Below are 13,185 nucleotides of genomic sequence, written 5' to 3'. Positions count from 1 at the left end.
GTGTGGTGGGTTACATCAAGGGCACCCACCACACTGGATACTGCGTACTTCGGCGGTATCGAAATCAGCATATGAACATGGTCTACCATCAGATGCCCTTCTTCTATCCGGCTTTCCTTATGCCGGGCCAAAGCCCGAAATACCTCCCCAAGATCATTCCGTAACTGACCGTACAACACCCTACGTCGGCACTTCGGAATAAATACTATGTGATATTTGCACTCCCACTTGCTGTGCCTTAGGCTCAATCCTTCGTCCATCGGTTTCTCCTTCATCGTGTGCTTGGCGGCTCACAACGTCGGTTCTCCGATGGACTCCCCTATATGTCAAACATCTACTGTCACCCCGGCAGAGCCGGGGGATTTCCTATTTTTGGTTAATAGCCATCAGCGGACCTTTGCCATCCATAACATCATTCTGGCAGCTATATTGACAACCACCGTAATCAGCAATAACACCAGGGCTATTTCAGATAATGCTTCAACAGCCATATTGGTTGGATCTTGCAGTGCACTATCCAGCTGCGAGGCAATAAATGCCGCCATGGTTGAAATGGGAGCATAAATATTATTGGGTAAGTAGTTAAGGGCATTACCACTGACCATCAATACCGCCATGGTTTCACCCAAAGCCCGCCCCAACGCCAAAATCCCTACGCCGATCAAGACGGTTCTTAGCTTAGGCAAAACAATATGCCAAAAAACTTCAAGGCGATTCAAACCAAGGCTCAGGCCAGCCTCTTTCAAGGCAGGTTCTGTCATCTGGATAGATTCACGCAGCGTCGCCGAAATCAGGGGAATGATCATGACTGCCAAGACAAAAGCAGAGGTCAATAGCCCATAACCGCTTCCCGCTTCGCCATTCAGGAAAGGAATAAAAGAAAAAGTCTTTGCCAAAAAGGGAAAAATGGTGTGCCCAAATAGCGGCACCAGCAAAGCATATCCCCATAAACCATATACTACACTGGGAATGGCAGCGAGCAGATCGACAAATAAGGATAAGGGCCCTGACCAGGTTTTACGAATGCCTTCACTGAGAAAATAGGCTGCGCCAATAGCGATAGGCATGGCAATAAGCATCGCCAGTACCGAACTGGCAATCGTCCCCACGACCAGAAACCAGATGCCATACTTGGCACCAGGCATGATTTGATGCCCATTTACTGAAACCGGGTTACCATAAAGATTGCCAAGATTCCAATCATTCGTCCATAAAAAATGAAATTGATTATACTGAATAGCCGGCCATGAATACACGGCCAAAAAAATTATCAGAAGGAGTAATGAAATCGGCAAAAAACTTGCGGTAGCCACTAATGCCGTTCTGAATACAGGAATTTTCATTACAATGATTCCACTTCCCGAATTAAGTTAATGTTATATAAAAAGTCGTATTAAAAAATACCGGTGCCGGGGTATCCCGGCACCGTTCAGATCTTAGTGAATTTCTGCGATCTGTTTACGTGACAGCTCAGCGGCGCTGTCAGGTAGCGGTACGAAGTTTACCGCAGTGATAAAGTGTGGTGCATTACCGCCCTTGGGATCAATGGCCCAGTTCAGGAATTTCTTCATGGCTGCAGCCACTTCCGGCTTGGCCTGGGTCTTACTGACGATGGCATATTCATAATTGATGATGGGGTAGGACTTGGCACCAGGAGCGAATACCAGACTGATCCGTTCATCAGCAGGGGTCTTGCTGACCATTTCACCAGCTGCAGCCTTGGCATTTTCCACTGTAGGCAATACGAAATTGCCTGCGCGGTTTTCCAGCATGGCCAGGCCCAATTTGGCTTCTTCAACCGGTTTCTTCCAGCTGATACCGATGTATGCCACACCATAAGGCGTCGTCTTCAGAGCCTGGACCATGCCGGGGTTGCCTTCGGCACCAATACCACCCGGAACGGCCGGCCAACTCACCGTCGTACTGTAGCCAACGCTTTTGCTCCATGCTGGAGTGGTGTCTGACAGGTAGGTGGTAAAAATGAAAGTGTCGCCAGAACCATCGGTACGGTGGATAGGGACAATCTTGTGGTTGGGCAGTTTTACGCCAGGATTCAGCTTGGCAATGGCCGCATCGTCCCAGTTGGTGATTTTGCCGGAATAAATACCGGCAAGCACAGGACCGGAAAGCTTCAGATGCTTGTTGTTCAGACCGGGCAGATTGTAATTGATCATCTGAATGGAGATGGCCAAAGGAATATTGAGGATGTTCTGATGCATTTTGATCTGGGCATCACTCATGTATGCATCAGAAGCGCCAATCTGGGCAACGCCGGAAATGGCTTCAGCAATACCCGTACCACTACCCGTACCCTGGGTGGTTATCTGCACGCCGGGATTCATTTTGGTGTACACAGGTACCCACAGGTTGAAAAGTGGATACAACAGGGTGGAACCGGTTTCCAACAAGGAAATCGTGGCTGCACTGGCGGGCATGGCATATATGCCGGCAAGACCCAATGCTGAAACCATGACGGCACCCTTTACACTGCGAGAAAGCTCTTTCTTCAAACGATACAGCATAAGACCTCCAAAGATGGCGAATTCGTTGATTTACGGCTTATTTCCAAAAAAACCGTACGTCCTCAATGCCTAGCAGGCAGTCTTGAAGAAACGTAAGTAGCAATCTAGCACAGTTATATGACAGTTTGATGACAATCCTTCTGGTGCAAATAGAGCCCGTCCAAAAGGACGGGCTCCTCAAGGTAATGAAGGTTTGTACCACCGGTTACCAGGTCAGAATACGGCCTGCAGCGGCCAATGATGGCAGAGCAGCACTGGGATTCATCATGGGAATGGGTTTGGCCAGATCATCCTTGGTCATACCATTCAATTCCAGAGACTGCAGGCAACCAATAATCTGAACTTCGTTATCTTCGGCCAGCTTCATGAAGTCGGCGACACTTTTACCGCCTTCCATCGGGAATATGCTCTCTGCCTTACCTTTGGCAAGCAGCTCCGTGGCTGGTCCAGTGAAATACATGACGACTTTCTGCTCGGCGGCAGCGGCAGTGGCAGCCAGGAAAAAAGCGGAAGGAAGACGCTTGGGGTTTTCAGCGCCAGTGATAAGAATGATAACAAGATCCGCTGCTTCGGACATCTAACACCTCCTGATTGAACGTGTGAAGTAACTTGAAGATTGTACACCAATTTGTGGTACCAACTAAAACGGTTGTGCTTAGGCTTTAGTTCTCAGTCGCAACGGCGCGCATCATTTCCGGCTGGGCATACCACTGAAGTTCACCTTCCAGTTGATCAACAGCTTTCAGATGGATGCCAATCACGCTGGCTTTTTTGACGGGCACACTGACCCGGGTTAGTCGCGTAGTCCAAATTCCTAGATGAGGCTGATGACCCACCACAATCAGCGTTTCAGGCTGTTTGCTCAAACTCTGCCAATCCCGACTCAGTATGTTCAGATCTCCGGCGGGAATAGCCTGGTGATAGCGTTCTACTTCAACACCAAAGGCTTGGGCAATATAAGCGGCTGTCTCACGGGTACGGAGCAAGGGGCTACTCCACAACAAAACCGAACCTTGAATACAATGGCGTAAGCCCCGGGCGACAGCCGCTGCTGTTTCCTGTCCATAGCGGGTGAGGTGCCGCTCAAAATCAGAGCCGGAAACGGCTTCGTCTTCTGCCTCAGCGTGGCGTACGAGTAAAAGGTTCACGCTTTTGCACCTCCTGTCCAAACCAGATGACGGTGATGGCACGGGGTAACACGCGGGCAAGAATTGTGATTGCGGCAATGCCAATCAGAGCAGTCATCCATTCGTCCACCCGGGTTTTAGTATCGGGACCCGAACCAATGAAAATCTCCAGCCCGGATAAAACAGCCCCCACAAAAATAGTCACCGGACGCCAGCCATAAGGACCAAGCACCGGATAAAAGCGCGCTAAAGCACCCAGGGTTACGGTGGCCCAGAGTGCGTACTCCCCGGCACGAATCCATAAACCCTGGGGACTGACCGGCAGCATCGCCCCACTCCATAAAATACCGAGATAAATAAGGAGCGCGATAATGGCCCAACGCCACCATCCGGACAGACTGCCTTTCATTTAATGCTTTCCTCTTTGTGGATCATAGGGGTTTTCGCCCTGACGAAATAACAGGCGCAAAGGAATGGAGTCCAGATGTAAGGCTTTCCGGAAGGCGCTTTCCAGATAGCGCTTGTAACTACCCGGCAAGCGCGTTAGCTGATTCCCGTGAAATACCAGAGTCACCGGATTTTCACCACCCTGATGACAATATCGCAACTTGATCCGGCGTCCGCCAACCATGGGTGGCTGATGGGTTTCAATAATCTCGCCCAAAGCCCGATTCAGCTCTCCCGTTGAAAAATGTTTGCGGGAGTCCTGCCAGAGGCGATCAATACTTTTGTACAAATCACCAACACCGGTACCATGCAAGGCGGAAATGGTGTAGACCGGCGCATACTGAATAAAGCTCAGGCGGCGCTCGAGCTCCTGCTTGACCGCCTTACGGTCGTGAGGACTCATCCCGTCCCATTTATTGATCACGACGACAATCGGGCGTCCCAGCTCTACAGCGACCCCCACCAGATGAGAATCCTGTTCAGCAATACCAACCCTGGCATCAAGCACCAGCAGCACGACATCGGCTTCCCGCAAGGCGCCCAATGTTTTCAAAACACTGAGTTTTTCCAAGCCCTCGCCGACTCGGGCACGCCGCCGCATGCCGGCAGTATCAATCATGACATAGGGCTTGCCATCGCGTTCATAGGGAATGCGGATGCTGTCCCGGGTAGTCCCCGGCTCATCAAATACCAACACTCTTTTTTCGCCAAGCATGGCGTTAACCAGGGTCGATTTACCGACATTGGGACGGCCGAGCATGGCTATGCGGGGGCCTTTTCCGGCATCCTGCTGCGCAATTTCCTCACTGGGCAGATCCGAGAAAACGGCTTCCAGCAGAGTTTCAACACCATGTCCATGGGCAGCAGAAATCGTATAGGGCATTCCCAGACCCAGGCGATGGAATTCCGGGAGTTCGCTGACGGCGCCTTTGGCATCCATCTTGTTCACAACCAGGTAAATCGGTTTGCCACCACGGCGCAATTCCATGGCAATTTCTTCATCCTGGGCAGACAAACCTTCTTTGGCATCCACCAGAAAACAGATGGCGTCGGCTTCCTGAATAGCCAGTCTGGTCTGAATGGCCATGGCCGCAACCAGACCCTCGCGTTCTTCGGGTTCAAAGCCGCCGGTATCAATGACCAGATACTGACGACCTTCAAACTGCGCAGTTCCATAGTGACGATCACGCGTCAGCCCGGGGAAATCGGCAACCAGGGCCTCCCGCGTACGGGTGAGGCGATTAAAAAAAGTGGATTTACCGACATTGGGTCGCCCCACCAGGGCAATAACTGCAGTCATGATACAGCCTTAGCGCTTTTCGAGCTTGATCCGATACAAAGTGCCCGCATCACTGAGAGCAAGAATCTGGTGATTATCCAGACATACGGGACTACTTTGAATACCGCTGGAGGAAAGGCGTGTCTGACCAATCCGATGCCCGGATTCGGGATTGAAGGCGTAGAGATAGCCACCATTATCGGTTGCCAGCAAATCATTTCCACAACTACTCAGACCGGTCATGGCATGGCCTTTGAGTTTATCGTTTTTCCACAGGATGCTGCCGGAACCAGGATCTATTTCAGAAATTACTCCATCTGAATCGGCCACATACAAATGTCCCTTGAACCAGACTGGAGTCAAATACACCGACATGGGGACACTCCAGTTCTGGGTGCCTCCCTGCTGTGTATAAGCAGCCAGATTACCCTGATAGGCTGCCGCAAAAACCTGATCATCAGCAACTATCGGACGCGCTGCCACATCCACCATCCGCGCCAGCTCGTTGCTGCCATGGGCAATAGCTACACGGGCATGCCACAACTCAGCACCCGTGGAAAGACTTAATGCTGTCAAGGTTCCATCAGCAAAACCGGCATAGACCACACCATCATGCACAGTCGGGGTAGAAACTGCGCGCAAGATGAGGGAGGGCTGGTTCATGGAGAAGGTCCACTGAATTTTGCCATCCTTGGGGTTTAGCGACCAAAGATGGCCATTTACGGTTTGCATCAGTAAGTGATCGTCGGCATAGACTACCGGTGTCAATACTTCGGAGCTGAGTTGTACCGACCAGAGTTTATGACCATTTTTAGCATCAAACGCAAATACCTTGCCGGCATTGGTTCCCGCATAGACGACGCCATGGGCGATGGTGGCACCGCGCGCACTTTTGCCATCCAGACTGCGCATCCATTGCTGACTGCCCGATTCATTCATGCTGACCAGATGCCCGGAAGCATTAGCCACCACAATCTGATGCGCAGAGTGGGCAATTTCTGTTCCCTGGTAGGGGTTGATAGGCCATAGTCCATAAAGCCGGGCCTGCCATTGCGTCGAAAAAGAAACTTTATTATGACCTTTACTGATGGGTGGAGGCGTTTTGGGACTGGGTGAAGATTTAAACCAGGACATGATGCCGCAGCCATTCAGCAGGGCAGCAACTATTCCCAGAGCGGCTAAACGCCATATGCTTTTGAAAAAATCATTCCGCATCACGGCGCAACTCCAATATTGGCGATTTTCATTTGCAGATAAGTACGATAAGGGTCAGCCGCCGGCAAGGCGGACATGGCCGAATGGTAGGCCTGTTCTGCCTGACTGATCTGATTCAGAGAGGCATAGGCGTCCCCTTTGATTTCATCAGCTAAGGTAACATAGGCAGGCTGTGGATTTTGCAGGATATCCAGGGCCTTATGTGCCTGATGCTGATCCACATACAGGCGTGCCAGATTCAAGCGAGCAAGGCTGCGCATGCCACGCGGTGCGCTGGTATTCTTTATCACGCTCATGAGCGTTTTTTCTGCGGCAGGAACTTGTTTGCCCTCCATATCCATGCGTGCCAGAAAAAAATGCGCCATGGTTGCATAAGGTGTGTGAGTGTACTGATGAATCAGCGTATCCGCACTGGCACGGGCCGTACTGGTCTGCCCCTGAACCATGGTATCTACCAGCTCACTATACAATACTGCCGCTTTTTCGGTTTGATGGCGTTGATATTTTTCGTAGCCAAAAAACCCCATGGCGGCAAAAAGAGTCACGAGAATACCCACAATCAGGGTAATACGATGGCGGGAGAGCAATGCGGAAAGTTCTTGACCGGTCACTTTGATCTTCTGGCAGTGGCAAAATTTTGCCCAGTATGGGGTGCATGCTTGGGGAAATCAACGCCGAGGCTTTGCAGACCAGTGATCACGGCCTCCAGACTGCCTTCCCAACGCCCTTCCCCGCACTGTTCCTTGATGATTACTGGTTCTCCTTGCAATTGTCCCAACCCGATGACCAGCTGGAACAGCGCCCGGGAACGTTCTGCCTGCTTCAGCAGAGCTTTGAAACCCGCAGGGCCGCCACTGACCACACTGATACCCAGATCACGGAGAGCTTCAGCGAGTTGCCAGGAACGAGCGAGACTATCGTCCTCCATGGCCCCGATAAAAAGTACAGGTTTGTCGGCGCAGGCCTGGTTTCCCTGAATTTCCTGCAAGGCGAGTAAGCGTTCCAACCCTACAGCGAAACCAATGGCGGGAGTATCCTGACCACCCAGCTGGGCAACCAGTCCATCATAACGACCACCGGCCAGCACGGTTCCCTGAGCACCCAAGGCATCCGTAACCCATTCAAAAACCGTCCGGTTATAGTAATCCAGCCCGCGTACCAGGCTGTGATTCAATTGATAGGGAATATCAAGAGCGGTCAGCAGTTTTTGCAGGCTGGCAAAATGCAGGGCCGATTCGGAATCGAGATGATCCACCAGATGTGGTGCGCTGCTGGCAATCTGCTGACAGCCAGGCACTTTACAATCCAGAATCCGTAATGGATTGTGCTCCATACGGGTCTGACAATCAGCACATAAGGCTTCCTGTTGCGGTCGCAAATACTCCAGAAGTCGCTCACGGTAAGCTGCCCGCGCCTCTGGACTGCCCAATGAGTTGATTTGTAAAGAGGCCTGCACCCCGGCCTGCTTCAGAATACGCGCAGACAGGGCGATGATTTCGGCATCTGTACCGGCTCCGGCCTGACCGAAAACCTCAACGCCCAGTTGGTGAAATTGCCGATAGCGGCCTTTCTGGGGACGTTCATGGCGAAACATGGGGCCCATGTAATAATAACGCGGAGTCTGCCCGCGCATGGTCTGATTCTGGATCGCGGCTCGTACACAACCAGCGGTCCCTTCCGGGCGCAGGGTAAGGCTGTCGCCATTACGATCGGCAAAGGTGTACATTTCTTTCTGGACAATGTCGGTGACGTCACCAATGGCGCGGGCGAAAAGTTCTGTCGATTCCAGCAACGGGAGACGGACTTCGCCGTAATCATACAGCTGGAGCAAGCCCCGCAAATCCGTTTCCAGAGCCTGCCAGGCTGCTGCTTCTGCGGGGAAAATATCGTTCATTCCCCGCACCGCCTGTAATCCCTTAACAGCCATACGAATAACTCACTTTCCCCAAACGAACCATTACCAGGCGCTCAGGCATCATTACGGGCTGCCTGACGCTCCGCAATTTCGGCACGAATCCGTTTTTCCAGCACATCAACTATATTCACATTTTCTACCCGGTCTACCTGCTTGCCGCGATAATAGAGAATGCTGCGTTTGTCTCCGCCCGCCAGACCAATGTCCGCTTCCTTGGCTTCGCCAATACCATTGACCACGCAGCCAATCACCGACACATCCATGGGCTCAAGAATATCTTCAAGCCGCGCCTCCAGGGCATTGATGGTGTTGATGACATCAAACTCCTGACGGGAGCAGGAAGGACAGGCAATCAGGTTAATGCCCTTCTGCCGCAGGTGCAGGCTCTTGAGAATATCAAAGCCAACCCGGATTTCTTCGACGGGATCAGCGGCCAGGGAAATACGGATGGTATCGCCAATACCATCACGCAGCAGCAGACCCAGACCAATGGCGGATTTGACCGTACCCGAACGCAGACCACCCGCCTCGGTAATGCCCAGATGCAGGGGATAATCCACTTTTTCTGAAAGCAGTCGGTATGCCCCTACTGCGAGAAAAACGTCGGAAGCTTTCACGCTGATTTTAACATCGTGGAAATTCAGCTCATCGAGAATGCTCACATGCCGCAAGGCAGACTCTACCAAGGCTTCAGGCGTGGGTTCGCCATATTTTTCCTGAATATCTTTTTCCAGGGAGCCGGCGTTGACGCCGATACGAATGGGAATACCCTTGTCCTTGGCCATTTCCACGACCAGACGGGTTTTGTCCAGTGACCCGATATTACCGGGATTGATACGCAGGCCATCGACACCATCGGCCATGACCTGCAGAGCGATGCGATGATCAAAATGAATATCGGCAACCAGAGGTGTTTCCACCTGCGCGCGGATGGCCTTGAAAGCCTCAGCAGCATCCATACTGGGTACAGAAACCCGAACAATGTCTGCTCCCACCGCTTCCAGACGGCGAATTTGCGCCACAGTGGCTGCTACGTCCCGGGTTTCGGTATTGGTCATGCTTTGCACGCTGATCGGTGCATCTCCACCGATGGCGACTTTTCCAACGTGAATTTGCCGGGTTTTACGACGCTGAATAGGAGATTCATGGTGCATGGGATGCCTCGCTAGTAACAGATGCGCTTTCGGAAAGCGCTGCAGAAGTGATTGGGGCAACAACGTCGGGTTGTGCACTATGGTTTAGCACAGCACGGTGCCGGTTAACAGGGCTGTGAATATCTGCCGAACTGTGTGCTGACGCTGTAATCGCTGGAACAGCAGCAGATTGCGTGCTTGCGGTGGGGGCGGTTCCCAGTTGCAGACGGGCTACACCCATGGCGTTCGCAGGAAGCGCAATAGCTTTACCCTGATAATGAATGGTCACGCCCTGGGCATTGCCAACCAGAACCTGATAAGGCGGTTTTCCTGAGTTCACTTTGAGCAGATCACCCGGACGACCGAGGACCGCCAACAAGGTTTTACCGGCAGCGTCCCTGACCTGTACCCAGCAGTTGGCATGAAACTGGAAAGCGATTTCCGCAGTCGTATTGCTGGTCACTGTAGAGCTGGTCGCAGCCGATTGCGCGGTGGCCGTTACAGGACTGGAGCTGCCCACAGCCTGACGGCGAGTGGCTACGACCACACTTTGCACAGAAGCAGTCGGCGCCGTATTGGAAATTGCCGGCTCAGCCAGGGTCGCCGGCATGGAGGAAACACTGTGGCTGTTATTTTCAGGTAGTACGGTCGAAGCGTTCTCGCTCCGCCCCCAGAACCACCAGACAGCCACTATCACGGCAATCAATATCAAGAAAGAAATCAGCAGGGTGCGTTTACTGTAATCCAGCAGGGGGCTCTCGCCATCAGGAAGCAATTGGCGCGTCGGAGAAATTCCCGACCCCGCGTTGGCGGCGTCATAATTGCGCAGCAACGGTTCCGGATCCAGATCCAGAATGCGTGCATAATTCTTGAGGAATCCACGCGCAAAAGTGGCGCCGGGAAGCACGGCATAATTCCCTTCTTCGAGCCCTTGAACCTGAATTTCAGTAATATGTAAGCGTTCCGCTACCTGCTTTAGAGTCCAGCCACGTGCTTCACGGGCATTTCGCAAATCCGGATTGCTGAGGCTTTCATCCATGGAGTCCATCTCTTGATCAACCATGTTGCAGCAACAATTGCTGCGCTTTTTTTCCCGCATCGGAATACGGTGCGGCATTGACGCAGCGCTGCCACAGAGCCGCAGCCTGTTCCGGGCGTCCTTGCCGGGCGGCAATCTGTCCGGCCAACAGTAACGCACTGGCGTTATCTGGTTCCTGAGCAAGTACCACCTGCAAATGTCCATAGGCAGCTTGCACATTACCTTCTTTAAAGTCCATTTCGGCCAGTATTTGCAAGGCAGGTGGATAGTTGGGAAGAAGATAGAGCGCACGATTCAGCGCATTGCGGGCGGCAACCGGATCTTTGAGGCCCGCATAGGCCTGGGCCAGATTGGTCCAGGCGAATTGTGGCGTGCTGTATAAAGGATCGGCGGTCGCTTGCTTGAGTTGCACGATGGCCTGCTGGTAGTCACCTGTGTTAACCAGAAACGCACCATAATTATTACGATATTCCGGATTTTTGGCGTCCAGTGACAGGGCCTGTTCAAAAGCCTGCCGTGCCAGAGTTTTCTGGCCCAGCTGCTCATAGGCCAGACCCATCACATTATAGGCATCTGCATAGCTGTCATCCGCCTGATTGGCCATTTGCAGTTCACGAATGGCTTGCCGGGGGTGTCCATCCTGCAAATAAGCCGTGCCCAGTGAAGTATAAATACCCGCCTTGGCCTTACCATCATCGGCAGGAGCCTGAAGACTCTGGTCAGCAGCACGGGTTTTGTGTTCATGAGCAATAAAGGCGGCCATTTGTTGATCCGAAGTCATGGGCGTACTTTTACTGCCAAATAACCCACAACCACTCAATACCGACACGACAAGCAGGCCAGGAATCCAGATTACTTTATGGAAGCGCATTCCATCCGTTTTCATGCCTGAACCCTCAAAGGAATGCTGCGCCGACCATCGCGCACCTGCCCCGCCAATTGTCCACAGGCAGCGGCGATGTCATCGCCGCGCGGGCGACGGGTAACCGTCATGATATCGCCGCGCAGAATAATATCCCGGAAGGCATCAATGCGTTTTTGCGGCGAACGCTGGTAATCAGAACCCGGAAAGCTGTTAAACGGTATGAGGTTCACCATGGCTGGAATACCCGACAATATGCGCAACAGAGCCCGGGCATCGGCATCGCTATCATTGACGCCATCCAGCATGACATATTCAAAAGTAATGCGGCGACGCGGGAGCAGCGGATAGCGACGACAGGCATCGAGCAATTCGGCCAGAGGGTAATGGCGATTGACCGGCACCAGCACATCACGGACTTCGTCCCGGCTGGCATGTAAACTGATTGCCAGATTGACAGGGCTTTCCGCACCCAGTCGATCAAGACCCGGAACCACACCAGCGGTGCTGACCGTGATGCGCTTGGGCCCATAACCATAGGCGAAATCGTCGCGTAACAAATCCAGGGCTGGCAAGACCTGGCGTAAATTCAGCAGCGGCTCGCCCATACCCATGAAGACAATATTGGTAATGGCATCCAAGCCCTGCATTTGCCGGGCCGTTCTGATCTGGGCAATAATTTCATGGGTGTCGAGGTTACGGTTGAGTCCCTGAGCACCCGTCGCACAGAAGCTGCAAGCCAGCGAACAACCTACCTGCGAGGAGACACAGAGGGTTCCCCGATCTTCCTCGGGAATAAATACCGTTTCAATCGCATTGCCGTCAGGCAAACCCAACAACCACTTTCGGGTACCGTCAGCAGCCAGTTGATCGGCAAGAATTTCCGGCTCCGCATATTGGGTTTCTTCGCTCAGCCGCGCACGCAAGGCCTTGCTGATGTTGCTCATTTCCGCAAAATCCGTGATCTGCCGGCCATGAATCCATTGCAGAATTTGCTTGGCCCGAAAGGGCGACTCTCCCCAACCGGCCAACAAACGCTCCAGGGACTGGCGATCCAGCCCCAGAAGCTGCGGCTTTTGAGCCGGCATCACAGCACAGGCCTCGGCACTCATTTAGCGCGAAAAAATCTCCCGTTGACTAAAGAAATAGCTGATTTCCCAGGCAGCCGTTTCGACACTGTCCGAACCGTGGACCGCATTAGCGTCAATGCTGTCAGCGAAATCCGCACGAATGGTTCCAGGTGCAGCATCTTTGGGGTTGGTCGCACCCATGAGATCACGGTTTTTCAGAATCGCGCCCTCGCCTTCCAGCACGCTGACCAGCACCGGGCCGCTGCTCATGAAAGCACAGAGTTCACCGTAAAAAGGACGGGCCTTATGAACAGCATAAAATCCACCCGCATCTTCCTGGCTGAGATGCAGCATTTTACTGGCTACCACCCGAAGACCCGCTGCTTCAAAACGACCGAGAATGGCACCGATGGCATTTTTCTGGACAGCATCGGGTTTAATAATGGACAAAGTGCGCTCAACAGCCATAAGTTCCTCAATAGGGATAGATTAAAAGTCGCCATAGGCTAGCATTACACCGGTTTACTGGCAATCGATAGTCCGGTTCCAGATGTGCTTACCCATGACGTTCAGTTC

Annotated in this window: 15 protein-coding genes; all 15 read right to left on the bottom strand. The window is 52.6% G+C overall.

Annotated elements, in window-relative coordinates:
• On the bottom strand, positions 1-260 hold a 260-nt coding region (gene tnpA / locus H7F11_RS13700), incomplete at its 3' end, for an IS200/IS605 family transposase (protein WP_193658201.1).
• Between the two features lie 126 nt (positions 261-386).
• Entirely contained in the window at positions 387-1,343 is a 957-nt protein-coding gene (gene pstC / locus H7F11_RS13695; RefSeq protein ID WP_193649980.1) for a phosphate ABC transporter permease subunit PstC, read from the bottom strand.
• 93 nt (positions 1,344-1,436) lie between these two features.
• A complete protein-coding gene (gene pstS, locus H7F11_RS13690) occupies positions 1,437-2,522 on the bottom strand; it encodes a phosphate ABC transporter substrate-binding protein PstS (protein WP_193649981.1) in 1,086 nt (361 codons plus the stop codon).
• A gap of 205 nt (positions 2,523-2,727) precedes the next feature.
• The gene (locus H7F11_RS13685) at positions 2,728-3,099 is read right to left on the bottom strand and encodes a DsrE family protein (protein WP_010640087.1); all 372 of its coding nucleotides are present in this window, start codon (positions 3,097-3,099) and stop codon (positions 2,728-2,730) included.
• An 85-nt stretch (positions 3,100-3,184) separates the two neighbouring features.
• Positions 3,185-3,670, bottom strand: coding sequence for a SixA phosphatase family protein (locus H7F11_RS13680; RefSeq protein ID WP_193649982.1), 486 nt, complete (start codon positions 3,668-3,670; stop codon positions 3,185-3,187).
• Complete coding sequence (locus H7F11_RS13675) at positions 3,642-4,058, bottom strand: hypothetical protein (protein WP_193649983.1); 417 nt, start codon at positions 4,056-4,058, stop codon at positions 3,642-3,644. Before H7F11_RS13675 ends, H7F11_RS13680 begins: the two co-directional genes overlap by 29 nt.
• Positions 4,059-5,396, bottom strand: a complete 1,338-nt coding sequence (der, locus tag H7F11_RS13670; protein WP_193649984.1) for a ribosome biogenesis GTPase Der — start codon at positions 5,394-5,396, stop codon at positions 4,059-4,061.
• Between the two features lie 9 nt (positions 5,397-5,405).
• The gene (gene bamB, locus H7F11_RS13665) at positions 5,406-6,590 is read right to left on the bottom strand and encodes an outer membrane protein assembly factor BamB (RefSeq protein WP_193650038.1); all 1,185 of its coding nucleotides are present in this window, start codon (positions 6,588-6,590) and stop codon (positions 5,406-5,408) included.
• The gene (locus tag H7F11_RS13660; protein WP_193649985.1) at positions 6,590-7,201 is read right to left on the bottom strand and encodes a YfgM family protein; all 612 of its coding nucleotides are present in this window, start codon (positions 7,199-7,201) and stop codon (positions 6,590-6,592) included. The genes bamB and H7F11_RS13660 overlap by 1 nt, the downstream gene beginning before the upstream one ends.
• Positions 7,198-8,517, bottom strand: coding sequence for a histidine--tRNA ligase (hisS, locus tag H7F11_RS13655; protein WP_193649986.1), 1,320 nt, complete (start codon positions 8,515-8,517; stop codon positions 7,198-7,200). Before hisS ends, H7F11_RS13660 begins: the two co-directional genes overlap by 4 nt.
• Before the next feature lie 41 nt (positions 8,518-8,558).
• Entirely contained in the window at positions 8,559-9,659 is a 1,101-nt protein-coding gene (ispG, locus tag H7F11_RS13650; protein ID WP_024892626.1) for a flavodoxin-dependent (E)-4-hydroxy-3-methylbut-2-enyl-diphosphate synthase, read from the bottom strand.
• On the bottom strand, positions 9,649-10,701 hold the full coding sequence (locus H7F11_RS13645) for a RodZ domain-containing protein (RefSeq protein WP_227485505.1): 1,053 nt from the start codon (positions 10,699-10,701) through the stop codon (positions 9,649-9,651). The genes ispG and H7F11_RS13645 overlap by 11 nt, the downstream gene beginning before the upstream one ends.
• On the bottom strand, positions 10,694-11,563 hold the full coding sequence (gene pilW, locus H7F11_RS13640; RefSeq protein ID WP_193649987.1) for a type IV pilus biogenesis/stability protein PilW: 870 nt from the start codon (positions 11,561-11,563) through the stop codon (positions 10,694-10,696). The genes H7F11_RS13645 and pilW overlap by 8 nt, the downstream gene beginning before the upstream one ends.
• The gene (gene rlmN / locus H7F11_RS13635; RefSeq protein WP_227485510.1) at positions 11,560-12,627 is read right to left on the bottom strand and encodes a 23S rRNA (adenine(2503)-C(2))-methyltransferase RlmN; all 1,068 of its coding nucleotides are present in this window, start codon (positions 12,625-12,627) and stop codon (positions 11,560-11,562) included. The genes pilW and rlmN overlap by 4 nt, the downstream gene beginning before the upstream one ends.
• A gap of 24 nt (positions 12,628-12,651) precedes the next feature.
• The gene (gene ndk / locus H7F11_RS13630) at positions 12,652-13,077 is read right to left on the bottom strand and encodes a nucleoside-diphosphate kinase (protein WP_193649989.1); all 426 of its coding nucleotides are present in this window, start codon (positions 13,075-13,077) and stop codon (positions 12,652-12,654) included.
• Positions 13,078-13,185 lie beyond the last annotated feature (108 nt).

Origin of the sequence: Acidithiobacillus sp. HP-2, from assembly GCF_015100155.1 — a bacterium.
GTDB lineage: Bacteria > Pseudomonadota > Gammaproteobacteria > Acidithiobacillales > Acidithiobacillaceae > Acidithiobacillus.
The sequence above is the reverse complement of the archived record's forward strand: the minus strand, read 5'-3'. Positions and strand labels throughout refer to the sequence as shown.

Bases quoted from the DNA above. Each gene is read 5' to 3' on its own strand.
- rlmN (WP_227485510.1), bottom strand. From the start codon at position 12,627: ATGCCGGCTCAAAAGCCGCAGCTTCTGGGGCTGGATCGCCAGTCCCTG.
- pilW (WP_193649987.1), bottom strand. From the start codon at position 11,563: ATGAAAACGGATGGAATGCGCTTCCATAAAGTAATCTGGATTCCTGGC.
- pstS (WP_193649981.1), bottom strand. From the start codon at position 2,522: ATGCTGTATCGTTTGAAGAAAGAGCTTTCTCGCAGTGTAAAGGGTGCC.
- bamB (WP_193650038.1), bottom strand. From the start codon at position 6,590: ATGCGGAATGATTTTTTCAAAAGCATATGGCGTTTAGCCGCTCTGGGA.
- ndk (WP_193649989.1), bottom strand. From the start codon at position 13,077: ATGGCTGTTGAGCGCACTTTGTCCATTATTAAACCCGATGCTGTCCAG.
- H7F11_RS13685 (WP_010640087.1), bottom strand. From the start codon at position 3,099: ATGTCCGAAGCAGCGGATCTTGTTATCATTCTTATCACTGGCGCTGAA.
- hisS (WP_193649986.1), bottom strand. From the start codon at position 8,517: ATGGCTGTTAAGGGATTACAGGCGGTGCGGGGAATGAACGATATTTTC.
- pstC (WP_193649980.1), bottom strand. From the start codon at position 1,343: ATGAAAATTCCTGTATTCAGAACGGCATTAGTGGCTACCGCAAGTTTT.
- ispG (WP_024892626.1), bottom strand. From the start codon at position 9,659: ATGCACCATGAATCTCCTATTCAGCGTCGTAAAACCCGGCAAATTCAC.
- der (WP_193649984.1), bottom strand. From the start codon at position 5,396: ATGACTGCAGTTATTGCCCTGGTGGGGCGACCCAATGTCGGTAAATCC.
- H7F11_RS13675 (WP_193649983.1), bottom strand. From the start codon at position 4,058: ATGAAAGGCAGTCTGTCCGGATGGTGGCGTTGGGCCATTATCGCGCTC.
- H7F11_RS13645 (WP_227485505.1), bottom strand. From the start codon at position 10,701: ATGGTTGATCAAGAGATGGACTCCATGGATGAAAGCCTCAGCAATCCG.